Below are 25057 nucleotides of genomic sequence, written 5' to 3'. Positions count from 1 at the left end.
AAGATGTATCATATAAACTAGGTCTATACTCTTATCTCTAGGAAGAATTTTCGTTATAATGTCTGCCTTTTTTTTGACACTACTCGAAAAAGACTATTGCCAAAATTTCCGCAGCAGAAAGCACAACAAGCTGAGTAAAAGGATATTGTATGCGTACTAATTATTGTGGGCAGTTGAATAGTGCCCATGTGGGCCAAAAAGTGACTCTTTGTGGTTGGGTTAACCGTCGCCGTGACTTAGGTGGGCTTATCTTTATTGATATGCGAGATCGCGAAGGTATTGTTCAAGTCTTCTTTGACCCAGAGCAGAAAGAGGCATTTTCTCAGGCATCAGAACTGCGTAATGAATTTTGTATTCAAGTCACAGGAACAGTACGCGCTCGCCCTGATAGCCAAGTTAACAAAAATATGGCAACAGGTGAAATTGAGTTAGCGGCAGAATCTCTGTCTATTTTTAACCGTTCAGAGCCATTACCGTTAGATAGCAATCAAACAAATACTGAAGAGCGTCGTTTAACTTATCGTTATTTAGACCTGCGTCGCCCTGAAATGTCTGATCGTTTAAAAACCCGTGCTAAAATCACAAGCTTCGTTCGCCGTTTTATGGATGGTGAAGGTTTCCTTGATGTTGAAACCCCGATGCTGACAAAAGCAACACCAGAGGGTGCGCGTGACTATTTAGTGCCAAGTCGTGTACATAAAGGCAAATTTTACGCATTACCACAATCACCACAGCTTTTTAAACAGCTGTTAATGATGTCTGGCTTTGATCGCTACTATCAAATCGTAAAATGCTTCCGTGATGAAGACTTGCGTGCTGACCGTCAGCCTGAATTTACACAAATCGATGTTGAAACCTCTTTCATGAGTGCAGATCAAGTGCGCGAAGTGATGGAGCGCATGATCCACGCATTATGGTTGGATATTCTTAATGTTGATTTAGGTGCATTCCCTGTTATGACCTTTGCTGAAGCAATGCGTCGTTATGGTTCAGACAAACCTGATTTACGTAACCCAATGGAACTCAAAGATATTGCTGATTTAGTCAAAGATGTTGAGTTCAGTGTATTTGCACAAGCCGCCAATGATGAAAAATGCCGAGTTATCGCATTGCGTGTACCAGGTGGCGCATCATTAACTCGTAAAAATATCGATGAGTATACACAATTTGTTGGTATTTACGGCGCTAAAGGCCTTGCGTGGATGAAAGTCAACGAAAGTGCTAAAGGCATTGAAGGTGTACAAAGCCCAATTGCTAAATTCCTAACTAATGATGTTGTTAACGCTATTTTAAAAACAACGGGTGCAACTGATGGTGATTTAATCTTCTTTGGTGCAGGCCGTAAAGGCACTATGAGTGATGCAATGGGTGCTCTGCGTTTGAAAGTGGGTCGAGATCTTGAACTGACAGACTTAAATGCATGGAAACCATTATGGGTTATCGACTTCCCAATGTTTGAAGAAGATGAAGAAACGGGTAGTTTAAGTGCAATGCACCATCCATTTACTTCGCCGAAAGATCTCTCTCCAGCAGAATTAACAGCACACCCTGTGGGTGCGGTGGCAAATGCTTACGATATGGTTATCAACGGTTATGAAGTTGGTGGTGGCTCTGTGCGTATTCACCGTAATGAAATGCAACAAGCGGTATTTAGTATTTTAGGTATTTCGCCAGATGAGCAACAAGAGAAATTCGGTTTCTTATTAGATGCACTTAAATTTGGTACACCGCCACATGCAGGTTTAGCCTTTGGTTTAGACCGTTTAGTGATGTTGCTAACTGGAACTGATAATATTCGTGATGTTATTGCATTCCCTAAAACAACAGCGGCAGCGTGCTTAATGACTAACGCACCAAGTTTTGCTAATGCTGATTCTTTAAAAGAGCTAGCAATTGCGGTAACTCAAAAAGAAGTTAGTGAAGATAAAGAGTAAATAATGAAATATAAGCGCCCGGTATCCGTTTTAGTTGTTATTTATGCAAAAGAGACCAAACGGGTGCTTATGCTTAAGCGTCGAGATGATCCGGATTTTTGGCAATCGGTGACAGGTAGTTTAGAAGAGAACGAAGCGCCTTTTCAAACTGCGTTACGTGAAGTGCAAGAAGAAGTTGGAATTGATATCATAAAAGAAAATCTTGAGCTGGTGGATTGTCATCGCTCAGTCCTTTTTGAAATTTTTGCACATTTTCGGCATCGTTATGCACCCGATGTGACACATTGTCAGGAACATTGGTTTACGTTAGCACTGCCCGCAGAGCGAGAACTTGTGTTAACTGAGCATTCTCAATGTCAATGGCTCGACGCACCACTGGCGGCAAAATTAACAAAATCCACCAGTAATCAGCAAGCGATTGAAGAATTTGTTATTTAATGATTAGACCACGTTTGGAGATATTTTCATGGCAGGTCATAGTAAATGGGCCAATACAAAACACCGTAAAGCAGCGCAAGATGCAAAACGCGGTAAAATTTTCACTAAAATCATCCGTGAATTAGTTACAGCAGCACGTTTAGGTGGTGGTGATCCTGCAACTAACCCACGTTTACGTGCGGCAGTTGATAAAGCATTATCAAACAACATGACTCGTGACACCTTAAACCGTGCGATTGCACGCGGTGTGGGTAATGATGAAAATGATAATATGGAAACTATCATCTATGAAGGCTATGGCCCTGCGGGTACTGCTGTGATGGTTGAATGCTTAAGTGATAATCGTAACCGTACTGTTTCCGATGTTCGCCATGCATTTACCAAAACAGGGGGTAACTTAGGAACGGATGGTTCAGTTTCTTATCTTTTCACCAAAAAAGGTGTAATTTCTTACGCACCGGGTGTTGATGAAGATGCTGTGATGGAAGCTGCGTTAGAAGCAGGTGCGGATGACGTTGAAACTTATGATGATGGCGCTATTGATGTTTACACTACACCAGAATCATTTGGTGAAGTGAAAGATGCAATGGATGCGGCTGGTTTTGTCGCTGAAGCTGCAGAAGTTTCCATGATCCCATCAACAAAAGCAGAATTGGATATTGAAACAGCACCAAAACTAATGCGTCTTATTGATATGTTAGAAGATAGTGATGACGTGCAGGAAGTGTATCACAACGGTGATATCTCTGATGAAGTTGCAAAACAACTGGAAGATATCCTGTAATCGTTATAACGATTATCGAAAATAACAGTTTTGATTGCTGTTATTAAAAAGTGCGAAGAGAAGAGCAGAGCAGATTTTCTTGCTCTTTTCTCTCGCCATCGACCATATCGGCAACAGGAATTGATATGGCTATCATTCTAGGTATAGACCCCGGTTCGCGTGTTACAGGCTACGGTGTAATTCGACAACAAGGGCGACAACTTATCTATTTGGGAAGTGGTTGTATTCGTACACAAGTTCCCGACCTTCCTAATCGACTTAAACGTATTTATGCAGGTGTTAGCGAAATAATTACGCAATTTTCGCCTGATGTATTTGCGGTTGAACAAGTGTTTATGGCTAAAAATGCGGATTCTGCATTAAAACTAGGGCAAGCACGAGGTGTGGCGATACTGGCTGCAGTAAATAACGATTTACCTGTTTTTGAATATGCAGCTCGCCAAGTTAAACAAACGGTTGTGGGGACAGGCGCTGCCGAAAAAAGCCAAGTGCAACATATGGTGCGTTCAATATTAAAGCTATCCGCTGCACCACAATCAGATGCCGCCGATGCCTTGGCAATTGCTATTACACATTGCCACTTTAACCAAAATTTATTACGTGTGGGTGATCCTCGATTAGTTTTAACGCGAGGTCGATTAAGATAAGTTGTTATCTTGGTAAATGTCTTTGGTTTTTCACAGGCTGGATATACGTCCAGCTTTTTTTATGTTATAAACTTGGCGTAAATATATTTGCGGAGGCGTTAGGGTGATAGGTCGTATCAGAGGAATTATTCTTGAAAAACAGCCACCAGTGGTGCTGATCGAGGCAGGTAATGGTGTAGGTTATGAAATTAATATGCCAATGACCTGTTTTTATGAACTGCCTGATATTGGCCAAGAAGCCATTATCTATACGCAATTTATTGTACGCGAAGATGCACAATTACTTTATGGTTTTAACCAAAAACAAGAGCGCGCACTTTTTCGTGAATTAATCAAAGTAAATGGTGTGGGACCTAAACTCGCTTTAGCCATTTTATCTGGTATGTCTGCTCGCCAATTTGTGACCGCCATTGAAAATGAATCTATCTCTTCATTAGTAAAATTACCGGGCGTGGGTAAGAAAACAGCAGAACGTTTAGTGGTTGAAATGAAAGACCGCTTTAAGGGCCTTAATGGTGATTTATTCGAAAATAGCGATATTGAATTACCAGAAAGTGCTTCGCCTAAAGCACCAAAAGTGGCTGATATTGAAGCTGAAGCTTCGGCTGCATTAATCGCATTGGGTTATAAACCACAAGAAGCAGCAAAAATGATCAGTAAAGTAGCAAAACTGGGTTCAGATAGTGAAACGCTTATCAAAGAAGCATTGCGCGCGGCTATTTAGGAGTAACACATTGTGATTGAAGCAGATCGCCTGATTTCAGCAGAAATTCAACAACCTGAAGAAGAAATGATAGATAGGGCTATTCGCCCTAAATCTCTTGCCGAATATGTTGGGCAACCACAAGTTCGTGAACAGATGGAGATTTTTATTCAGGCGGCTAAATTACGTCATGATGCACTCGACCATTTGCTTATTTTTGGCCCTCCCGGATTAGGTAAAACCACATTGGCAAATATCATTGCTAATGAAATGGGGGTTAATTTGCGTACGACATCAGGGCCTGTGCTTGAAAAAGCAGGAGATTTAGCCGCAATGCTAACTAACCTTGAGCCTCATGACGTACTGTTTATTGATGAAATTCATCGACTTTCTCCCGTGGTTGAGGAAATCCTTTATCCTGCAATGGAAGATTACCAACTCGATATTATGATTGGTGAAGGGCCTGCCGCCCGTTCAATTAAAATTGATCTACCGCCATTTACTTTAGTGGGAGCAACCACAAGAGCTGGCTCTTTAACATCACCTTTGCGTGATCGTTTTGGTATTGTGCAACGTCTTGAGTTTTATAATGTTGACGATCTCCAACACATTGTGTCTCGCAGTGCCAGCTTTATGGGATTAGAGATGACAGATGAAGGAGCACGTCAAATTGCAATGCGTTCACGCGGTACACCACGTATTACTAATCGATTGTTGCGCCGAGTACGAGACTTTGCACAGGTCAAAGGTAATGGAGCCATCGATGAGGATACCGCCTCTAAAGCACTTGATATGCTAAATGTAGATGCTGCAGGTTTTGACTATTTAGATCGTAAATTACTTTTTGCCATCATTGATAAATTTATGGGTGGCCCGGTGGGATTAGATAACCTTGCGGCCGCTATTGGTGAAGAGCGAGAAACCATTGAAGATGTGTTAGAGCCTTATTTAATTCAGCAAGGTTTTATTCAGCGCACGCCAAGAGGTCGTATTGCCACTAATCATGCCTATCGTCATTTTAATCGTATTGTAGAAGACTAAATTTACGTTCTGTCATTTATCATAAATAAAAAATAACCCTTGATGGAGTCATTTCATCAAGGGTTATTTTTGTATTAAATTTGGATTATTTGATTACTGTTTAGTAGGTGCAAATAAACTCAAAATAAATAGACAACTCGCGGCTAAAACCACAGAAGGGCCAGCGGGAGTATCATATAAAGCAGAGAAGGTTAAACCGCCAGTAATTGCCAACATACCAACAGCGATTGCAATCAGAGCCATTTGTTCCGGAGAACGAGCAAAACGACGTGCCGTTGCTGCGGGGATAATGAGCAGTGAGGTGATAATTAATGCTCCAACAAACTTCATTGCTAAACCAATAGTTAATGCGGTGATCATCATTAGCTTTAAGCGTTCTTTCTGAATATTTACGCCATCAACAAAGGCCATATCTTGATTAATGGTCATAGAAAGTAGTGGACGCCATGAACGGATAATCACAAATAAAACAATCACAACACCAATAAAAATACTAATAACATCTTGGTAGTTAACCGAGAGTAAATCACCAAATAGGTATGCCATTAAATCAACACGCACATTGGACATCAAACTAACAACCACAAGTCCTAAAGAAAGCGCACTGTGTGCCATGATCCCTAAAAGGGTATCAACAGAAAGTTGAGGTTTTAATTCTAACCACACTAACAAAATAGCTAAAAGAAGTGTGACTGCAATAACGGCATAAAAAGGCTCAATATTAAATAGCAAACCAAAAGCAACACCAAGTAGCGAGGCATGAGCTAAGGTATCGCCAAAATAAGACATACGACGCCAAACGACAAAAGAGCCCAAAGGGCCCGCCGCCATTGCTAAGAGCATACCGGCAATCCAACCCGGTAACAGCAACTCAATCATGACGACACTCCTTACTATGCTGGTGATGATGACGATAAATACCGAGTTGTTCAGCACCGCGGCTTCCAAACATGGCAATAAACTCAGGATGAGAAGAAACCACGTCAGGTGTACCCGAACAGCAAATATGACCATTTAAACAGAGGACTTCGTCTGTTTTTGCCATTACAAGATGAAGATCATGAGAAACCATCAAAATAGCACAACCTAATTCATTACGAAGTTGATTAATCAAATCATAAAGTGCTAATTGGCCATTAACATCAACACCTTGAGTCGGCTCATCTAAAACTAAAAGTTGAGGTTGATTAAGCAAGGCTCTTGCTAATAACACACGTTGAGATTCACCACCAGACAGTTTTTGCATTGGCTGATTGAGTAATTTAGCTGCATTAACACGCTCAAGGGCAGGGAGAATATCTTTATCTTGTACACCTGGTTTTAGCGTCATAAAGCGCTTAACTGTTAATGGCATTGTGGGGTCAAGATAAAGTTTTTGAGGAACATAGCCAATACGTAACGTATTATGGCGTTCTACTTTTCCTGATGTTGGATTTAATAATCCAAGAACTAAACGGATAACCGTGGATTTACCCGCACCATTAGGGCCAAGTAAAGTAAGAATACGGCCTGCTTTTAAATCAAAAGAGATATCTTTTAAAATTTCTCTTTCACCAAAAGAAACAGAAACCGATTTTAAACAAATCAAGTCAGACATAAAATTAGCACTTGCAGAATCATTGAAACGTTATAATATAACATTTCCAATGATGATTCACGAGAATTCTTCCTATGTTACATAAAAACAACAAATTTGCGCATCGTTTTTTATTGAAATCATTTTTAGCGACAATAATAATAAGTTCATTCAGCGCTTCTGTTCAGGCTGATGTGGTGGCTTCTATTCGACCTATCGGGTTTATTGCTGCAGCTATTGCTGACGGGGTGACCCCAACGGAAGTTTTATTACCGGATGGTGCATCTCCACATGATTACGCGTTAAAACCTTCTGATTTAAAAAAAATTACTTCCGCAGACCTAATGGTATGGATTGGGCCTGATATGGAAGTGTTTTTAGATAGGCCATTAAACAGACTTACAGACAATCATAAGTTGGCCTTAGCAGAAACTAACGAAATAAAGTCGCTTTTATTGAAAGATGATGATGACAATGTGCATAAACATGAGGAAAATCACGAACATCATTCTCACGGTGATTATAATATGCACATCTGGTTATCACCAGAGATTGCGTTGTCGTCTGCAAAACAGATCCATGAAAGGTTAATTGCACTTTATCCAGATAAAAAAGAACTTCTGGACGTAAACCTAGGTAAATTCAGTGAACAACTCAAGCAAACTGATAAAAATCTTGTTAATATTCTGTCGCCTGTTAGAAATAAGGGTTATTTTGTCTTTCATGATGCTTATGGCTACTTCGAAAAACATTATAATTTAAAGCCATTAGGTCATTTTACTATCAACCCTGAAATACAGCCAGGTGCGCAGAAATTACATCAAATACGAACACAGTTGGTTGAGCAAAAAGCAACCTGCATTTTTGCTGAGCCACAATTTAGGCCGACAGTAATAGAAACAGTGGCGAAAGGCACTGGGGTTAAAATGGGTGTATTAGACCCCCTAGGAAGTGGGATTGCTCTAACTCAAGAGAGCTATGTAAAATTCCTTACCCAACTAGCTAACCAATATGCGAGCTGCCTGAATGAAACACAATAAGGAATTAAGAGCGTGCAGCAGAAGAAATCCATTGCACAGGTATATTTAAGTTTACCACTCCCACATAAAATCATGCTTGGTTCGTTAACTGCAGCAACATTGGCCGTCGCGATTTGGCGGCCAGTGGTTCTTCAAAATGAACAAAGTCGAGAAGTTCCTGTCAGTATTCAAATGCCTCTTGCTAATCAAGGCGAAAATACCGATGACATCATCACAGATAGTAGCGATCAGCTTACAGACGAAGGCTTGGTTGGTGCAGATGATGGTACTGATGCAAGTACAATAGTTGCACAAGTTCCTCATACTTATATTGTGTCTAGTGGCGATTCATTAAGTTCAATACTGACTCAGTTTGGTATTGATTCTGCTGATATTGCGACTATTTCTAATCAAAATAAAGATCTCAGAAATCTCAAGATTGGGCAACCAATTAGCTGGGAACTTGATGATAGTGGGTTACTTCAAGAATTAAGCTGGGGTGTTTCTCGTCGCGAAACTCGCGTTTATACCCGTACAGAAGCGGGTTTTAAAGAAACAAAAGAATTCCAGAAAGGGGAATGGAAAAATAGCGTAACGACTGGTGTTATTCGAGGCAGTTTTTCTGTTAGTGCAACAAACGCAGGTTTAACTAACGCTGAAGCACGCGCTGTTACTAAAGCATTACAGTGGCAAGTAGACTTTAAAAAATTACAAAGTGGTGACCAATTTGCGGCACTGTTTTCTCGTGAAGTGCTTGATGGGCGCACTGAGCAAAGTGAGCTAATTGGTGTCCGTTTACGTAGTGCCGGTAAAGATTATTATGCGTTCCTTGCTGAAGATGGCCGTTTTTATGATAGCCAAGCAGGTGGATTAGAACGCGGGTTTATGCGTTTCCCAACGGTCAAACAGTTTAGAGTGTCTTCTCAATTTAATCCTCGTCGTATTAACCCAGTTACAGGACGTTTAGCGGCTCATAAAGGTGTCGATTTTGCTATGCCAGTGGGTACACCAGTATTAGCAACAGGGGATGGTGAAGTGATTGTGGCAAAATATAGTGGTGCCGCAGGTAACTTTATCGCTATTCGCCATGGTAGCCAATACACCACGCGTTATATGCATTTACGTCAATTATTAGTAAAACCAGGGCAACGTGTTAAACGTGGCGATAGAATTGCGTTATCAGGTAATACAGGGCGTTCTACAGGACCTCATTTACACTATGAACTGTGGATCAACCAACAAGCAGTTAATCCATTAACGGCAACATTACCTCGAGCTGATGGTTTAACAGGCAAAGATAAGCAAGAATACCTAGCTAAAGTCAAAGAGATTAAGCCTCAATTAGTGCTAGCCGATTGACAATAAACACGATTTTAAAGACATAAAAGCGGATGATTGATATCATCCGTTTTTGTTTTAACGTTTTTTACGCCTATTAGGGGTGTCAGTTCAGAGAGTTATCTGATGAATAAAGAAAAAGATACAGATAGCAAAGCGGGTTATGTGCCTACTTTTCACCGTGCATATTTACATCCTCGTCACTGGGGAACTTGGATAGGTGCTGGTGTTTTAAGTGCATTGGCTTATATGCCAGTTAAATGGCGTGATCCATTTCTTGCTTCTATTGGTCGTTTTGTTGGGCGTAAAGCGAAAAGCGCAAGACGTCGTGCAGATATCAATTTGAGATACTGTTTTCCAAAATGGGATAAAACACAACGTGAAACAGTTCTTGATAGTATGTTTGAAACGGCTCCTCAATCCTTTGTAATGTTAGCAGAGCTTTGTTTAAGAGGGCCTGAGCACATATTAAAACGAACAAGCTGGCAAGGCTTGGAGATCATCGAACGTTTTAAAGAGCAAGGCCGTAATGTCATTTTTATGGTGCCACATGGCTGGGCAGTTGATATCCCTGCAATGTTATTAGCAGCCAAAGGCCAGCAAATGGCGGCTATGTTCCACCACCAAAAAGATCCCGTGGCTGATTATTTATGGAATAAAGCACGCCACCATTTTGATGGACGATTACATTCGCGCGAAGCTGGTATTAAGCCATTTATTTCTTCTGTTCGACAAGGCTTTTGGGGATATTATTTACCTGATCAAGATCATGGCGCAGAGCATAGCCAATTTGTGGATTTTTTTGGTACATATAAAGCAACATTACCTGCGATTGGGCGTTTAATGAAAGTATGCCGAGCCGCTATTGTGCCTTTGTTCCCAGTCTATTGTCATAAAACACATCAACTTCACATTATTATTCGTGAGCCGATGGATGATATTGAAGATAAAGATGATGCGTACATTGCACGTAGAATGAATGAAGAGTTAGAAGCACTAGTGGCACCAACCCCTGAACAATATACTTGGATCTTAAAATTACTGAAGACACGTAAAGAGGGCGAAATAGAGCCTTACTCGCGTGAAAATATATTGGATTAGTCAGTTAATAAGTAAATATAAAAAACGGGCACTTAATTAAGTGCCCGTTTTGTTATTAAGATTTACAACTGGGTATTATTCAACCGTCAAAATACGGCATGTATTAGTGCTACCGATTGTACCCATAAGGTCACCTTGAGTGACTAGCACTAAATCGCCAGAAACTAAGAAACCTTTATCACGCAAACGAGAAATTGCTTCGTTAGCTGCTGCAATACCATCAGTGTGAGTACTACAGTAAACAGGCGTAACACCACGATAAAGTGCTGTTTGATTTAGTGTTTTCTCATGGCGAGACATTGAGAAAATAGGTAAACCGGTACTAATACGAGACATCATGCGTGCAGTACGGCCTGATTCTGTCATCGCAATAATCGCATTAACGCCTTTCATGTGGTTAGCGGCATACATAGTGGACATCGCAATTGCTTCTTCCACGGTATCAAACACCATATCTAAGCGATGCTTAGAAACATTAGCCGCAGGCATTTTTTCAGCCCCTAAACAGACTTGTGCCATTGAAGCGACTGTTTCTGCTGGATATTGTCCTGCTGCAGTTTCTGCCGAAAGCATAACGGCATCAGTGCCATCTAACACCGCATTAGCAACGTCCATAACTTCTGCCCGAGTTGGCATTGGGTTTGTTATCATTGACTCCATCATTTGAGTAGCTGTGATAACAACACGATTAAGCTGACGAGCACGGCGAATTAATTTTTTCTGCACACCAACAAGTTCAGGATCGCCAATTTCAACGCCTAAATCACCACGAGCTACCATCACAACATCGGATGCCATAATGATTTCATCGATAATTTCATCATTAGCTACCGCTTCAGCTCGCTCTACTTTAGATACGATTTGACATTCGCAACCTGCATCACGGGCTAAACGCCGAGCGAGGTTAAGATCTTCACCTGTTCTTGGAAATGAAACAGCAAGATAATCGACACCAATTTTAGCTGCCGTAATAATATCTTGTTTATCTTTTTCTGTTAATGCATCTGCAGAAAGACCGCCACCGAGCTTGTTAATTCCTTTATTATTAGATAAAGGGCCACCCACAGTGACTTCAGTAAAGACTTTTAGTCCATCAACTTTGAGAACTTTTAACTGAACGCGACCATCATCGAGCAGCAAAATATCACCAGGAACCACATCGGCAGGTAGGCCTTTATAGTCAATGCCGACTTGATTTTGATTGCCTTCACCTTTTTCAAGGGCGGCATCAAGCAAGAATTTATCACCGACATTCAGGAAAACTTTTCCGTCTTTAAATGTAGAAACACGGATTTTAGGGCCTTGTAAATCTCCAAGAATAGCAACATGGCGCCCCAATCTTGCTGCAATTTCACGCGTACGATTAGCGCGAGCAAGATGATCTTCCGCAGAACCATGAGAGAAATTTAATCGAACAACATTTGCACCAGCAATAATAATTTTTTCTAAGTTATTATCACGATCTGTTGCTGGGCCTAAGGTGGTAACAATTTTTGTTCTTCTGAGCCGTCTGGACATGTATTACTCCGTTGACCTTGAACGAAAAGGTGTTGGCTATTGGATAAAACAGAAATTAGACAATATTTTATCCAATATGTTAAGTGAAACGCATCAAGCTAATTGCAACATACACTACTGTTTTCATTATATGCGAGAGTTAGCTCGCAGATATGCTACCAGTTTTCAAAAAGTTATCTAGTCAGGGGCACAATAGGAAGTGTGACAATACTAACAGAATAATTAAAAACGGTTACTTATCAAACCGTGAATCACGTAAAGCTTCTTTGACGCGCTTCAAGTTATCTCTGAATTTTGGTCCTCGACGTAAAATAAATCCTGTCGCGAGAACATCAATAATAGTGAGTTGTGCAAGGCGGGAGATCATTGGCATGTAGATATCAGTATCTTCAGGCACATCAAGTAAAATAGGAAGAGTGGCTTCAGAGGCTAAAAGTGAGCCGGGTGTCGTAATAGCAATCACTGCAGCATCGTTTTCACGTGCAATTTTAGCTATTTCAACGAGATTTTTAGTCCGCCCCGTATGGGAGATAACCACGACAACATCACCATCAGCGCTATTGATACAACTCATACGCTGCATAACAACGTCATCAAAGTAAGTAACAGGAATATTAAAACGAGAAAACTTGTTCATGGCATCATGAGCCACGGCCGCTGATGCGCCTAAGCCAAAAAAAGAGATTTTTTTAGCTTGTGTCAAAATATCAACTGCACGATTGATTGCGGCGATATCAATATTATTTTTAACGTTCTCAAGTCCCGCCATGGCGGATTCAAAAATTTTATTGGTATAAGAAGAGACTGTATCAGAATCATCAATATTACGATTTACATAAGGCGTGCCGTTAGCAATGCTCTGTGCTAATTGTAATTTAAAATCAGGAAATCCCTTGGTTGCCATGCGACGGCAAAAGCGATTAACCGTGGGTTCGCTGACATCAGCGGTTTTAGCCATTAAGGCAATACTAGAATGAATAACAGTTTGTGGTGCAGTTAAAACAGCTTCTGCAACTTTTTTTTCTGATTTACTCAAGATGTCCAGATTAGACTGAACCCTTTCCAATATATTCATTAAATATACAGATCCTTGGCTTTGCCAATTTCAATAAAAGGAGAAATCTATAACGGTTTTATGAAAATATACTACGCAAAGAACAAGGCTTGCAGTGCAAACCATCGGTAAACAGGGCTTTTTTCGTTAAAGTATGACGTGTGTCTAACTTTCAAAGCTGAAAACCAGAAACAAAACTGTTGTAAAGTTACAAGAAAGGATAAAACACTAGACATAAAATGAAGCGTTACAATATGTGTGGTAAGTTAGAGACTAAATGTGCGAGCGTATTTACTGAATACACCCAAAAGAGTACATTAATACAAAATTCTGTAACAAAATTACAAAATCTCATCATGAGGAGACGTACTATGGCAGCGATATCGACTGCTCAGGCCTGTGATCTGGTTATCTTCGGTACGAAAGGGGATCTAGCACGCCGCAAGCTTATTCCATCATTATATCAATTGGAAAAAGCAGGATATATTCACCCTGACTCTCGCATTATTGGTGTAGGTCGTGCTGATTGGGATGCCGAGGCATATAAAAATGTTGCCCACGAAGCATTAAAAACTTTTTTAAAAGAAGAAATTAATCCTGAAATTTGGCAGCGTTTAAGTGATCGCTTAGATTTTTGTAATCTTGATGTCAATGAAACAGACCATTTCATTGAGCTATCAAAGCATCTCAAGCAAGACAAATTACCCGCTATTTACTACTTTGCAATGCCACCAAGTACCTTTAGTGCAATGTGTAAAGGTTTAGGCCATGCAAAACTTAATAAAGAGCCAAACCGTGTTGTGATGGAAAAACCATTGGGCACAGACTTGGCGTCTTCTGTTTCTATCAATGATAGTGTGGCGAAGTACTTTAAAGAGAGCCAAATTTATCGTATCGACCACTATTTAGGTAAAGAAACAGTTTTAAATCTATTAGCACTGCGCTTTGCAAACTCACTGTTTGTTAACAATTGGGACAATAAAACGATTGATCATGTCCAAATTACTGTTGCAGAAGAAGTGGGTATTGAAGGGCGTTGGGGATATTTCGATCAAGCGGGTCAAATGCGTGACATGGTACAAAACCACTTGTTGCAGATCTTAACGATGATAGCAATGTCACCACCAGCTGATTTAACCGCTGATAGTATTCGTCAAGAAAAAGTGAAAGTCTTACGTTCATTACGTCGTATTGATAATACTAATATTCGCGAAAAAACGGTTCGTGGGCAATATACGGGTGGTTTTGTACAAGGTAAGAAAGTGCCAGGTTATCTTGATGAAGAAGGTGCAAATAAAACCAGTCATACAGAAACCTTTGTCGCTATCCGTGCTGATATTGATAACTGGCGCTGGGCAGGAGTTCCGTTCTATCTAAGAACAGGTAAACGGCTACCGAGTAAATGTTCAGAAGTTGTGGTTTATTTTAAAAAACCTGCACTCAATATTTTTAGTGAAACTTATCAAGAGTTACCACAAAATAAACTGACTATTCGTTTACAACCAGATGAAGGTATTGATATTGAAGTGCTAAATAAGGCACCCGGTCTTGATCATAAACATCGCTTACAAACTACGAAACTGGACTTGAGTTTCTCTGAAACATTCAATCAAACACATTTAGCAGATGCTTACGAACGTTTATTATTAGAAGCAATGCGTGGAATTCAAGCATTGTTCGTACGCCGAGATGAAGTAGAAGAAGCGTGGAAATGGGTTGATTCAATTATTAATGCATGGGAATGCGACAATGAACTGCCTAAGCCTTACCAAGCGGGTACATGGGGACCTGTTGCATCTGTTGCAATGATCACTCGTGATGGCCGTTCATGGAATGAAATTGAATAATTGATTTTGATTGTCAATTCTAACGAAAAATACCCAGCTATGCTGGGTGTTTTTTATCAGCTAAATACCTTTAAGCATAATTACAGCAATTTAGATGAATAAAACTACTGAAGGATCGTAAAATCACTAATTAACTATGCAATTTGATTTTGGTCAGAAACTAAAACTTAAATAAAACCAATCAATTAACAAAAATATTTTGCGAAAAGGCATTGCTTTAAATAATTCGGCGTGATAGAAATATCATGTAACATTTAACCATCTTATATGAGGGTTCGGAGTATATCGTGCGGATGGTCTGTGCGATGAAAGAATAAATAATCATGACTAGCGCCAAAAGCGTCAAAGTTAAACGTTCTACCTATAAGTTATTCCTTTCTGCTATTTTATCCAGCGAACACTACTGGTGTGGCGCATTATAGAAATCTCTCATCTTAATTCCTGACGCAATCAGGAAATGACGTTGCCTTAACGTTCGGCTTTTATTGCCGCCAGAAAGACTATCTACATATTCTTTATCTTCCTGCGCAAGAAACGTTTCGGCGTATTTCAAATGTGTATGAGAGATGAAAAAATGATTTATTGGATATTTTTAGCATTAGCTATCGTTTGTGAAGTTATTGGTACTTTATCAATGAAGTACGCCAGTGTAAGCGGTGGTTACACCGGTATGATAGTGATGTGGTTAATGATTGCCACTTCCTATATCTTTTTAGCCATAGCCGTTAAGAAAGTGGCATTAGGTGTAGCATATGCACTATGGGAAGGTATTGGAATTGTCATTATTACGACATTCAGCGTTCTGTGGTTTGGTGAATCGCTGTCACCATTAAAGTTAGGTGGCCTAGCGATGTTAATTGCAGGGATCACGCTTATAAAATCCGGTACTAAAAAATCGGTTGTTGCTAAGAAAACAACCGATTCGGTAAAAAGTATCGCGGGTAAAGCCAAGCACGTTGCGAGTGCCGTAAAAGGAGCGAATAAGCCAATTCCTGCCAATATCAAGGAGGCTTAATTATGCTAGCTCAATTTGAATGGTGGCATGGTGCGTTCCTAATACTTGCCGTAGTGCTTGAGATTGTTGCGAATATATTCTTAAAAATGTCTAACGGCTTTAGCCGAATGGGATTAGGAATATTATCACTGTTTTGTGTGTTAGGTGCGTTTAGTGCACTAGCAATGGCAGTCAAAGGGATAGAGCTTTCAGTTGCTTATGCACTTTGGGGAGCATTCGGTATTATTGCAACTATCGCTGCCGGTTGGATCTTATTTAATCAGAGGCTCAATTATAAAGGATGGGGTGGAATTATATTATTACTGGTTGGTATGGTAATGATTAAATTTGCTTAAATCTACTTAACATAATAAGTGAGATTTTGATAAAGATAGTAATCTGATTATCACAGCACAAAGTAAGTTATATAAAAAAGCTGAGTTCTTTCTGAATTCAGCTTTTTTTATACTCAAGAAAAGGTTGATCTATTGGGTGTAGTTAATATTGATGTTTTAGAGAGTCGTTAAATAAAGTGAAATTAAAAATATTTAATATAAAATAAACTTAACTATTTTACACTTACAATTTAGCTATTTAAGATTATCGGAATATGACCATGAAACTAAAATATATTGCTTTATGCTTTCCTCTCTTGTTAACGGCGTGTGGAGAAAAAACAGAGCCTATTGGTTGCTCTTCAGAATTAACACAAGTTTCTCTTATTGAAGCATTGAAAAAAACAGCACTAGAAGAAGTTTCTCATCAAACGAGCCGTTATTCTGATGTAACTAATCAATTAAAACGAACAACATTAGAAGAAATGAGTTTTAACGTGTCTGAAATAATGACTAAATCTAATGATCCAAACAGTACGATGAAATCTTGTTCAGCAATGGTTTCAATGACATTACCAGCAAATAATTATGAAACATTGCACGACTATTATCGGATGGAATTTAATCGTAATCTTGATAAGACACTTGAAGACTTTTCATTAGAACAAAATGCTAATACTTTCTCAGCAAGGATTGATTATACCACTCAACCAACGGATGATAATAAAACGGTTTTTGTGAATATTTCAGCTAAAAACAGTATTTCAAATGGTGCCGCTTTTGTTTCTGCTCTTTCTATAATAAAACCAATTAGAGAACAACAAAGAATATTGCAACAACAGCAAGAGCAAGAATTACAAAAGAGACAAGAAGAACTTCGCCAACAGCAAGAATTGACGCGTCAACAACAACTATTAGACCAACAAGCAGAGCAAGGATCACTACGTCAACAGGCGTTAGAGCAACAAGAAGTTCGTCGTCAAAGACAGGCTTTGCAAGAAACACCAGTACTTTCACTTTCTCAAGCAAAAAAAGATTTTCTTACAGCAGATGCTGAATTAAATAATAGATGGCAAAGTTTAAGTAGTGAACAAAGAAAAGCTTTATTGTTAGGCCAACGTCAGTGGATAAAAAATAAAGATCTTATTTGTGGGAAAGTAACATCTGAAGGCAGTGATGAAAAATTAGCAAAAATATACAGTTGTCATGCAGAGACAATAAAAAATAGGATACCTGAGTTAAAATAACATTATAAAAATACGTTAAATCAAAGAAAATAAGCACCTATAAAAGTAGGTGCTTAATAAATGTATTTACATTGCTGCAATAATTTTAATTTCGACTTTATACTCAGGGTGCATTAATTGTGCTTGCACAGTACAGCGTACAGGCGCGCTACCTTTAGCAACCCAAGCATCCCATGCTTTATTCATTCCTTCAAAATCGGCTTTATCAGCTAAAAAGATTGTCGCATCAAGAATTTTAGTTTTATCAGAACCTACGCGTTGTAATAAAACATCGATTGCCGCTAATGTATCTGCTGTCTGTTCAATAATATCGCCCGATAAATTCTCTGGTACAGCGGTGTAATAAATAGTGTCATTATGAATAACCGCTTCAGACCAGCGATCTTCGGGATCGATACGTTTAATTGTCATTGAGTTCTCCTTTGTATTAACGGCATAGGTGGTACTTTTGATTATCCACTGGCATAATTTACGTCTTATTTTATAAAAAGAGTATGCCTGTGTCAGACGATTTTGCAGAAAACGGGATTTTAACCCGAACTATTCCTGGATTTCATCCCCGTGAAGCTCAACGACAAATGGCGAAATCAATAACAGATATTATTGATAAGCAGGGTGTACTTATTGCGGAGGCTGGTACGGGAACGGGGAAAACCTATGCTTACCTCGTACCTGCTTTGCGTTCAGGTAAAAAAACCATTATTTCAACAGGCTCTAAAGCCTTACAAGATCAACTCTATAGCCGGGATTTACCTACAATCATTGAAGCAATTAATTATGATGGCAACACGGCCTTATTAAAAGGACGTTCAAATTATTTGTGTTTAGAGCGACTCGATCAACAAATGCTCAGTGGTGGTGATCTAGAAGCCGAAGTATTATCTGACGTGATGTATGTACGGCAGTGGTCAACACAGACAGAAGATGGTGATGTTAGCCGTTGTCATAGTGTTGCAGAAGATAGTCGAGTTTGGCCTCTAGTCACGAGTACTAACGATAACTGTTTAGGAAGTGATTGTCCTCGCTATAAAGAGTGCTATGTTCTAAGCGCACGTAAAAAAGCAATGGATGCAGATATTGTCGTCGTTAATCACCATTTATTTATGGCAGATACTGTCGTTAAAGATACTGGTTTTGGTGAATTAATTCCAGAAGCTGAAATTATGATCTTTGATGAAGCCCATCAAATTCCGGATATTGCCAGCCACTATTTTGGTCAACAACTTACTAGTAGGCAGCTTTTTGATCTCGCTAGAGATATGACCGTTGCTTATCGCACTGAAGTGCGTGATCAAGTTCAATTGCAAAAAAGCGCCGATCGATTAACTCAAATGGTAATGGATTTTCGCTTAGTATTAGGTGAAACAGGTTATCGAGGTAATTTACGAGAACTGCTACAGGGTGATGAAACAAAACGTTTTCTTACGTTACTGGATGATGCGCTAGAACTAAGTTATGACGTTATGAAGCTATCGTTAGGGCGAAGCCAATTACTTGATAGTGCTTTTGAACGAGCCACTGTTTATCGCAATCGCTTAAAACGTCTGATTGATACCACAATTCCGGGCTATAGTTACTGGTTTGAAAGTTATGGTCGTCATTTCTTACTGGCTATTACGCCACTTTCTGTTGCAGATAAATTTCGTGAATTAATTAAATCACATAAAAGCAGTTGGGTATTTACCTCGGCAACACTCTCTGTAAATGAACAAATGTCTTATTATACAGATAGGCTAGGTTTAGAAAACGCAACAACATTGATTTTAAATAGTCCCTTTGATTATCAACATCAAACATTATTGTGTGTACCGCGTTATTTGCCACCCTTAAATCAGCCTTATACGGCGAAACGTTTAGCTGTCATGCTAACGCCAGTTATTTTAAAGAATCAAGGACGCTGTTTTTTCCTTTGTACTTCACATGCCATGATGCGTGGACTTGCCGAAGAGTTTAAAGCCAGCTTGCCATTACCTGTATTGATGCAAGGGGAAATGAGTAAAACACAATTACTACAAAAATTTGTCTCATCAGGAAATGCACTTTTGGTTGCAACTCAAAGCTTTTGGGAAGGGGTTGATGTGCGCGGTGATACATTATCTTGTGTGATTATTGATAAATTACCTTTTACAGCACCAGATGATCCTCTATTAAGAGCTCGTATTGAAGATTGTAAATTACGGGGTGGTGATGCATTCAGGGATGTGCAAATTCCGGATGCTGTAATTAGTTTAAAACAAGGTGTTGGACGATTAATTCGTGATGTACACGATTATGGCGCAATCATAGTGTGTGATGATAGATTAGTTTCTCGTGCATACGGAGAGGTTTTTTTAAGCAGTTTACCCCCTTCACCACGAACACGTTCTCTTGAAAAAACCATGAGTTTTTTGAGCCAGCGCGCACAGCAGAATGAAAAACAAGAAATATTGGGTTCATAATAACGATCGCACAGAATGTGTGTTTATTCTGTCGAACACTATTATGATATTATTCTTTCTCTTTTAATTATCGAATTTGCCGGAGTTATGGCGTGTCACTGCGAATTTTAGCAATAGATACTGCAACAGAATCTTGTTCAGTTGCAGTTTGGAATGAAGGCGTTGTTGCTTCACGTTTTGAGATCTCACCTCGTGAACATACACAAAAGATTTTACCTATGGTCAAAAGCGCCTTAGAAGAAGCGAACTTAACATTGCAATCATTAAATATTCTTGCTTTTGGGCGTGGTCCAGGCAGTTTTACAGGGGTTCGTATTGGCGTCGGTGTTGCTCAAGGTATCGCGTTGGGTGCTGAATTACCCATGATTGGTATATCATCACTAGCCACCATGGCAGAAGGTGTATTTAGAACAACAGGGATCAAGCAGGTTTTAGTCGCAATAGATGCACGTATGGGTGAAATTTATTGTGCTCAATATCAACGTAATGACGAAGGGATTTGGTTAGGTGAAGAAACAGAAGCTGTGATGAAACCTGAACACTTTGCTGACGCCTTGCTATCAACCACGGGTACTTGGGCAATGGCGGGTACGGGTTGGCAAGCCTATCCTGAATTAAAAGAGACATTGCCTTTTACCGTTGTTGAAACTGATATTACATTGCCGGCGGCACAAGATATGCTACCGCTTGCAGTTACTGCTTGGCATGAAGGAAAAGCCACAAGAGTAGAAGAGGCTGAACCTGTTTATTTGCGTAACGAAGTTACGTGGAAAAAACTACCTGGTCGTGAATAGATTATGAATACCTATTAGAAATTACAGAGTAAAGCTATAATAATATTATAGAGTAACGTCAATAATGACTTGCAATGAGGTGGTTTATGAAAAGACAATTAAACTACCGTTTGGTAAGCAAAGCACTATTTTTGTCTGGTGCCTTGTTTCTAACGGGATGTGTCTCAATACCTGAATCAATAAAAGGAACATCAGCAACGCCTGTCACTGATTTAAATGGTATTTTTGTAGCGCCTGAACTTTATGTAGGTCAAGAAGGTCGTTTTGGCGGACGTGTGATTGATGTTAAAAATCTTCAATCATCCACACAGCTAGAAATTGCCGTTATGCCACTTTCTCAATATGATGCAGCACCTGAATTACAACAGCCATCTATTGGGCGTCTCTATGCAAATGTCATGCATTTCTTAGATCCTACAGATTATAAAAACCAGTATGTAACGGTAGTTGGAACGATTAAAGGCGTTGAAACAGGAAAAGTTGGAGAAGCTAGCTATCCATTTTTACGTATGGATGTAACAGGAATGAAACGTTGGACACTGACACAGCAAGTGATTATGCCAGCACCTGTTATGACATGGGGATATTATGGTGATGGTCCATATTGGGGTTATCATCATGGATATGGTGGTTATGGCGGATATCCATATGGAACTGGTCAGGTTGTGCCCGTTTTAGAATAAAAAATGGGTTTGTGATCGCATGACAATATAATATTTTATCTCCATTTGGGTGAAACTGTGTATAATTGATATCTATAATATATTAGGTAACTATCTAATAGCGTTATTAAAGTTGAATAAAAATAAAAGAGAGGGCGGTTTTGACCGCCTTCTTTTTTGTTAATCTAAAAATAAAATATTTAGTGACACACTTCTCATCTTCACAACAGAAAATTGTTTGTGCTGGTAGGATGAGTTAATACTTTGTTAAAAATGAAACATAATATTAACCCAAGAAGTGCGATTAATCAGGAGTACTACTTTGGAAAAAGTCTGGCTTAAACGTTATCCGGCAGATGTTCCGGCTGAAATTGACCCGGACCGTTTCGCATCCCTTGCTGAGATGCTTGAAAACGCTGTCGCAAATTACGCAGATCAACCCGCCTTTATCAATATGGGCGAGGTCATGACTTATCGCAAACTTGAAGAGCGTAGCCGTGCTTTTGCAGCATACCTGCAAAATGGCTTAGGATTGAAAAAAGGTGATCGTGTTGCCTTAATGATGCCTAATTTATTGCAATATCCTATCGCACTTTTCGGTATTCTTCGTGCAGGCATGGTTGTCGTAAACGTAAACCCACTTTACACACCAAGAGAACTTGAACATCAGTTAAATGACAGTGGTGCAAGTGCCATTGTTATTGTCTCCAATTTTGCGCATACACTCGAAAAAATTGTGTTTAATACCAGCATTAAGCACGTTATTTTAACCCGAATGGGTGATCAATTATCTCGCCCTAAAGCAACACTCGTTGATTTTGTTGTTAAGTACATCAAACGATTAGTACCTAAATATAATTTGCCTGATGCCATATCATTTCGAAGAGCAATGCATTTCGGTTATCGAATGCAATATATCAAGCCTGAAATTACTGGTAACGATTTAGCATTCTTACAATATACAGGTGGAACAACGGGCATTGCTAAAGGCGCCATGCTAACGCATCGCAATATGTTGGCAAATCTTGAACAAGCCAAAGCGGCTTATGTTCCTGCTCTAAATGTGGGTAAAGAACTAGTGGTCACCGCATTACCGCTGTATCACGTCTTTGCTTTAACCGTTAATTGCCTGCTGTTTATTGAAGTTGGGGGTAAAAACTTACTTATCACTAACCCTCGTGATGTGAAAGGGACAATTAAAGAGTTATCACGTTACCCTGTCACGGCTATTACAGGTGTAAACACGTTATTTAACGCTTGGTTGCAAAATCCTGAATTTCGTCAACTTGATTTCTCCAAACTAAATCTTTCTGTTGGTGGTGGTATGCCTGTACAAAGCAGTGTCGCCAAAGAGTGGGAAGAGTTAACAGGCAAACATTTATTAGAAGGTTATGGCCTGACAGAATGTTCTCCTCTGGTCACTGGTAATCCTTATAATCTGAAAAAATACAGTGGTAGTATTGGATTACCTGTTCCCTCAACTGACGTTAAGTTTATGGATGATGAAGGTAACGAAGTTGACCGCACTGTCGGCGGTGAAATGTGGGTTCGTGGACCTCAGGTCATGAAAGGATATTGGAACCGTCCTGATGCCACTGACGAGGTTTTACACGATGGTTGGGTTGCAACGGGTGATATTGCGACAATGGATGACGAAGGATTTATTCGCATTATTGACCGTAAAAAAGATATGATTTTAGTCTCAGGATTTAACGTTTATCCTAATGAAGTTGAAGAAGTGGTTACGGGTCATCCTAAAGTATTAGAATCAGCGGCAATTGGTGTACCGAGTAAAAATTCAGGTGAGACAGTTAAGATTTTTATCGTGAAAAAAGACCCTACATTGACGGAAGATGAGATAAAAACACACTGTCGTCGCTACTTAACTGGGTATAAAGTACCTAAAATTATTGAGTTTCGTGATGAATTACCAAAATCTAATGTCGGTAAAATTTTACGCAGAGAGTTAAGAAATGAAGAAAAACAGTTGAAAACCCCAACTGAATCTTGATACAACACTCAATAACCTTTTTCAATTTCGCCGGTTTATACCGGCGTTTTTGTCATTACATAAAAAGTCATTAGACATAAAAACAAGAGAAACCTGTTTTGAATTATCAATTGATTACGACAGACACTGCATTAGAAACCGCTTGTAAAGCTGCATCACAAGCTTCACAAATCGCATTAGATACAGAGTTTGTCCGCATACGTACCTATTACCCGCATCTTGGTTTGATTCAGATGTATGATGGTAAACAGATCTCTCTTATTGATCCCCTAGCAATAACAAATTGGACTCCCTTCGTTGAATTATTAACTGCTCCAAACATCATGAAATATCTCCATGCAGGGAGCGAAGATCTCGAAGTATTTTCTCACCAGTTTGGTTGTGTTCCCAAACCAATGATTGATACTCAAGTGGTTGCTGCATTTTTGGGCTATCCGATTTCTTGTGGCTTTGCAACGTTAGTTGAGAAATATGAAGATATCGCATTAGATAAAAGCGAATCTCGCACTGATTGGTTGGCTCGTCCCTTAACGGAAAAGCAATGTCAATATGCCAGTGGTGATGTTTTCTATTTATTGCCATTAGCCAAAAAACTTATCGCAGAAGCTGAAGAAGCCGGATACATGGAGGCGATTGTAGATGAATGTGAAATGATAGCTCAACGCCGACAAGAAACGGTTTCTCCTGAGTTCGCTTATCGTGATATTGGCAATGCATGGCAATTAAAAGGCCAGCAATTAGCCTGTTTAAAAATGTTAGCCGAGTGGCGTTTAAACCAAGCTAAAGCGCGTGATATGGCACTCAATTTTGTGGTAAGAGAAGAACACTTATGGGCTGTTGCTCGCTATCTTCCTACATCACTCGCTGAATTAGATGCATTATCGCTTTCAGGTCAGGAAATTCGTTGTCATGGACGCCGCTTATTAGATTTTGTTGCTAAGGCTAAAGAGATCAAAGATGAAGATTGTCCTGAGCCTATTGGCAATATCATTGAACAACCAAATTATAAAAAAGCTTTTAAAGCGATAAAATCCGTTATTCAAGAAATGAGTGAAAGTAAGCGCTATAATCCAGAATTATTGGCTTCAAGAAGACAAATTAATCAGTTATTAAGTATTCATTGGAAAATAAAAGAAGGGCAGCCTGAGCTTATTTCGCGCTGGCGTAAAGGTTTATTAGAAGAAAAAATAACAGAAATTCTGGCGCAATATCCTTAATTTTGTTGATAGACGATTTTCTAACTACTGAAGATAAAATTGCTGATAAGTCGCATCAATAATCTCTGTGAAAGAACAAATCAATAGGAGTCTCTTAAGAGGCTCTTATTTTTTGCATGCAAAAAAGTCGCCTATAAGAATAGGAGATAGTGATAAATGCATTAAATATAGAAACAGTAAAAGTAAACGTTATTGCGAAATAAAATGGCTCCTGTGACTTATCACTAATGATTAAAATAGCAACGAGATATAGCGCTATTTGCGCATTCAGGTGAATTCAAATTGTATATAATTAAACACAGAGCCAATCAAATTAATTATAGTTCATGGTTGGCTCTGTGAATAATGACTTATAAAAA

Annotated in this window: 23 protein-coding genes; 18 read left to right on the top strand and 5 right to left on the bottom strand. The window is 39.4% G+C overall.

Features of this window, described 5'->3' with window-relative positions; translation table 11 throughout:
- Positions 1-149 precede the first annotated feature (149 nt).
- From aspS to ruvB, 6 genes are all read left to right on the top strand, one after another.
- Positions 150-1934 (top strand): aspartate--tRNA ligase, encoded by a 1785-nt coding sequence (gene aspS / locus ABN080_RS04115; protein ID WP_349440440.1) that lies wholly within the window; start codon positions 150-152, stop codon positions 1932-1934.
- A gap of 3 nt (positions 1935-1937) precedes the next feature.
- Positions 1938-2372, top strand: a complete 435-nt coding sequence (nudB, locus tag ABN080_RS04110) for a dihydroneopterin triphosphate diphosphatase (protein ID WP_349440439.1) — start codon at positions 1938-1940, stop codon at positions 2370-2372.
- A 28-nt stretch (positions 2373-2400) separates the two neighbouring features.
- Positions 2401-3156 (top strand): YebC/PmpR family DNA-binding transcriptional regulator, encoded by a 756-nt coding sequence (locus ABN080_RS04105; RefSeq protein WP_072068212.1) that lies wholly within the window; start codon positions 2401-2403, stop codon positions 3154-3156.
- A gap of 125 nt (positions 3157-3281) precedes the next feature.
- Positions 3282-3803 carry a crossover junction endodeoxyribonuclease RuvC gene (gene ruvC / locus ABN080_RS04100; RefSeq protein WP_006536599.1) on the top strand — a complete coding sequence of 174 codons (522 nt, stop codon included), beginning with the start codon at positions 3282-3284 and terminating at the stop codon, positions 3801-3803.
- Between the two features lie 103 nt (positions 3804-3906).
- Complete coding sequence (gene ruvA, locus ABN080_RS04095) at positions 3907-4527, top strand: Holliday junction branch migration protein RuvA (protein WP_349440438.1); 621 nt, start codon at positions 3907-3909, stop codon at positions 4525-4527.
- A gap of 12 nt (positions 4528-4539) precedes the next feature.
- Positions 4540-5547 carry a Holliday junction branch migration DNA helicase RuvB gene (gene ruvB, locus ABN080_RS04090; protein WP_349440437.1) on the top strand — a complete coding sequence of 336 codons (1008 nt, stop codon included), beginning with the start codon at positions 4540-4542 and terminating at the stop codon, positions 5545-5547.
- A 93-nt stretch (positions 5548-5640) separates the two neighbouring features.
- Here the strand turns inward: ruvB and znuB are convergent, their stop codons facing one another.
- Both znuB and znuC read right to left on the bottom strand, forming a co-directional pair.
- Positions 5641-6426, bottom strand: a complete 786-nt coding sequence (gene znuB / locus ABN080_RS04085) for a zinc ABC transporter permease subunit ZnuB (protein WP_349440435.1) — start codon at positions 6424-6426, stop codon at positions 5641-5643.
- Positions 6419-7144, bottom strand: a complete 726-nt coding sequence (gene znuC, locus ABN080_RS04080; protein ID WP_115349826.1) for a zinc ABC transporter ATP-binding protein ZnuC — start codon at positions 7142-7144, stop codon at positions 6419-6421. Before znuC ends, znuB begins: the two co-directional genes overlap by 8 nt.
- Before the next feature lie 74 nt (positions 7145-7218).
- Between znuC and znuA the strand changes: the two genes are divergently transcribed.
- The 3 genes from znuA (at position 7219) to lpxM (ending at position 10581) form a co-directional block, all read left to right on the top strand.
- The gene (znuA, locus tag ABN080_RS04075; protein ID WP_349440434.1) at positions 7219-8163 is read left to right on the top strand and encodes a zinc ABC transporter substrate-binding protein ZnuA; all 945 of its coding nucleotides are present in this window, start codon (positions 7219-7221) and stop codon (positions 8161-8163) included.
- A gap of 12 nt (positions 8164-8175) precedes the next feature.
- A complete protein-coding gene (gene mepM / locus ABN080_RS04070) occupies positions 8176-9501 on the top strand; it encodes a murein DD-endopeptidase MepM (RefSeq protein ID WP_349440433.1) in 1326 nt (441 codons plus the stop codon).
- A 105-nt stretch (positions 9502-9606) separates the two neighbouring features.
- A complete protein-coding gene (gene lpxM / locus ABN080_RS04065; protein WP_196554183.1) occupies positions 9607-10581 on the top strand; it encodes a lauroyl-Kdo(2)-lipid IV(A) myristoyltransferase in 975 nt (324 codons plus the stop codon).
- Between the two features lie 75 nt (positions 10582-10656).
- Here the strand turns inward: lpxM and pyk are convergent, their stop codons facing one another.
- On the bottom strand, positions 10657-12099 hold the full coding sequence (gene pyk / locus ABN080_RS04060) for a pyruvate kinase (protein WP_072068204.1): 1443 nt from the start codon (positions 12097-12099) through the stop codon (positions 10657-10659).
- Between the two features lie 232 nt (positions 12100-12331).
- Complete coding sequence (locus ABN080_RS04055) at positions 12332-13174, bottom strand: MurR/RpiR family transcriptional regulator (RefSeq protein WP_196554184.1); 843 nt, start codon at positions 13172-13174, stop codon at positions 12332-12334.
- Positions 13175-13524: 350 nt separating this feature from the next.
- Between ABN080_RS04055 and zwf the strand changes: the two genes are divergently transcribed.
- The 4 genes from zwf to ABN080_RS04035 all read left to right on the top strand — a co-directional run bounded on the left by zwf (position 13525) and on the right by ABN080_RS04035 (position 17576).
- Entirely contained in the window at positions 13525-15000 is a 1476-nt protein-coding gene (gene zwf / locus ABN080_RS04050) for a glucose-6-phosphate dehydrogenase (protein ID WP_072068202.1), read from the top strand.
- 574 nt (positions 15001-15574) lie between these two features.
- Positions 15575-16015 carry a multidrug/spermidine efflux SMR transporter subunit MdtJ gene (gene mdtJ / locus ABN080_RS04045; RefSeq protein ID WP_196569175.1) on the top strand — a complete coding sequence of 147 codons (441 nt, stop codon included), beginning with the start codon at positions 15575-15577 and terminating at the stop codon, positions 16013-16015.
- A gap of 2 nt (positions 16016-16017) precedes the next feature.
- Positions 16018-16350: a multidrug/spermidine efflux SMR transporter subunit MdtI gene (gene mdtI, locus ABN080_RS04040; protein ID WP_023582084.1), complete on the top strand. Its 333-nt coding sequence runs from the start codon at positions 16018-16020 to the stop codon at positions 16348-16350.
- Between the two features lie 260 nt (positions 16351-16610).
- On the top strand, positions 16611-17576 hold the full coding sequence (locus ABN080_RS04035; protein WP_349440432.1) for a lysozyme inhibitor LprI family protein: 966 nt from the start codon (positions 16611-16613) through the stop codon (positions 17574-17576).
- A gap of 66 nt (positions 17577-17642) precedes the next feature.
- On the opposite strand, the gene ABN080_RS04030 is transcribed toward ABN080_RS04035, so the two are convergent.
- On the bottom strand, positions 17643-17987 hold the full coding sequence (locus tag ABN080_RS04030; RefSeq protein WP_098942664.1) for a RidA family protein: 345 nt from the start codon (positions 17985-17987) through the stop codon (positions 17643-17645).
- A gap of 83 nt (positions 17988-18070) precedes the next feature.
- Here ABN080_RS04030 and yoaA point away from each other — a divergent pair, with 83 nt between their 5' ends.
- The 5 genes from yoaA to rnd all read left to right on the top strand — a co-directional run bounded on the left by yoaA (position 18071) and on the right by rnd (position 24698).
- A complete protein-coding gene (gene yoaA / locus ABN080_RS04025; protein ID WP_349440431.1) occupies positions 18071-20014 on the top strand; it encodes a DNA repair helicase YoaA in 1944 nt (647 codons plus the stop codon).
- 98 nt (positions 20015-20112) lie between these two features.
- Complete coding sequence (gene tsaB / locus ABN080_RS04020; protein WP_349440655.1) at positions 20113-20808, top strand: tRNA (adenosine(37)-N6)-threonylcarbamoyltransferase complex dimerization subunit type 1 TsaB; 696 nt, start codon at positions 20113-20115, stop codon at positions 20806-20808.
- 86 nt (positions 20809-20894) lie between these two features.
- Positions 20895-21491, top strand: coding sequence for a Slp family lipoprotein (locus tag ABN080_RS04015; RefSeq protein ID WP_349440430.1), 597 nt, complete (start codon positions 20895-20897; stop codon positions 21489-21491).
- 301 nt (positions 21492-21792) lie between these two features.
- Positions 21793-23481, top strand: a complete 1689-nt coding sequence (fadD, locus tag ABN080_RS04010) for a long-chain-fatty-acid--CoA ligase FadD (RefSeq protein ID WP_349440429.1) — start codon at positions 21793-21795, stop codon at positions 23479-23481.
- Positions 23482-23579: 98 nt separating this feature from the next.
- The gene (gene rnd / locus ABN080_RS04005; RefSeq protein ID WP_072068195.1) at positions 23580-24698 is read left to right on the top strand and encodes a ribonuclease D; all 1119 of its coding nucleotides are present in this window, start codon (positions 23580-23582) and stop codon (positions 24696-24698) included.
- Positions 24699-25057: the final 359 nt, after the last annotated feature.

This window comes from Proteus sp. fly-1089 (genome assembly GCF_040138965.1).
Classification (GTDB): Bacteria; Pseudomonadota; Gammaproteobacteria; order Enterobacterales; family Enterobacteriaceae; genus Proteus; species Proteus vulgaris_B.
The sequence above is the reverse complement of the archived record's forward strand: the minus strand, read 5'-3'. Positions and strand labels throughout refer to the sequence as shown.

Bases quoted from the DNA above. Each gene is read 5' to 3' on its own strand.
- lpxM (WP_196554183.1), top strand. From the start codon at position 9,607: ATGAATAAAGAAAAAGATACAGATAGCAAAGCGGGTTATGTGCCTACT.
- nudB (WP_349440439.1), top strand. From the start codon at position 1,938: ATGAAATATAAGCGCCCGGTATCCGTTTTAGTTGTTATTTATGCAAAA.
- ABN080_RS04015 (WP_349440430.1), top strand. From the start codon at position 20,895: ATGAAAAGACAATTAAACTACCGTTTGGTAAGCAAAGCACTATTTTTG.
- ABN080_RS04055 (WP_196554184.1), bottom strand. From the start codon at position 13,174: ATGAATATATTGGAAAGGGTTCAGTCTAATCTGGACATCTTGAGTAAA.
- ABN080_RS04035 (WP_349440432.1), top strand. From the start codon at position 16,611: ATGAAACTAAAATATATTGCTTTATGCTTTCCTCTCTTGTTAACGGCG.
- aspS (WP_349440440.1), top strand. From the start codon at position 150: ATGCGTACTAATTATTGTGGGCAGTTGAATAGTGCCCATGTGGGCCAA.
- yoaA (WP_349440431.1), top strand. From the start codon at position 18,071: ATGCCTGTGTCAGACGATTTTGCAGAAAACGGGATTTTAACCCGAACT.
- ABN080_RS04105 (WP_072068212.1), top strand. From the start codon at position 2,401: ATGGCAGGTCATAGTAAATGGGCCAATACAAAACACCGTAAAGCAGCG.
- znuC (WP_115349826.1), bottom strand. From the start codon at position 7,144: ATGTCTGACTTGATTTGTTTAAAATCGGTTTCTGTTTCTTTTGGTGAA.
- ABN080_RS04030 (WP_098942664.1), bottom strand. From the start codon at position 17,987: ATGACAATTAAACGTATCGATCCCGAAGATCGCTGGTCTGAAGCGGTT.
- pyk (WP_072068204.1), bottom strand. From the start codon at position 12,099: ATGTCCAGACGGCTCAGAAGAACAAAAATTGTTACCACCTTAGGCCCA.
- ruvC (WP_006536599.1), top strand. From the start codon at position 3,282: ATGGCTATCATTCTAGGTATAGACCCCGGTTCGCGTGTTACAGGCTAC.
- znuA (WP_349440434.1), top strand. From the start codon at position 7,219: ATGTTACATAAAAACAACAAATTTGCGCATCGTTTTTTATTGAAATCA.
- znuB (WP_349440435.1), bottom strand. From the start codon at position 6,426: ATGATTGAGTTGCTGTTACCGGGTTGGATTGCCGGTATGCTCTTAGCA.
- mdtJ (WP_196569175.1), top strand. From the start codon at position 15,575: ATGATTTATTGGATATTTTTAGCATTAGCTATCGTTTGTGAAGTTATT.
- zwf (WP_072068202.1), top strand. From the start codon at position 13,525: ATGGCAGCGATATCGACTGCTCAGGCCTGTGATCTGGTTATCTTCGGT.
- mdtI (WP_023582084.1), top strand. From the start codon at position 16,018: ATGCTAGCTCAATTTGAATGGTGGCATGGTGCGTTCCTAATACTTGCC.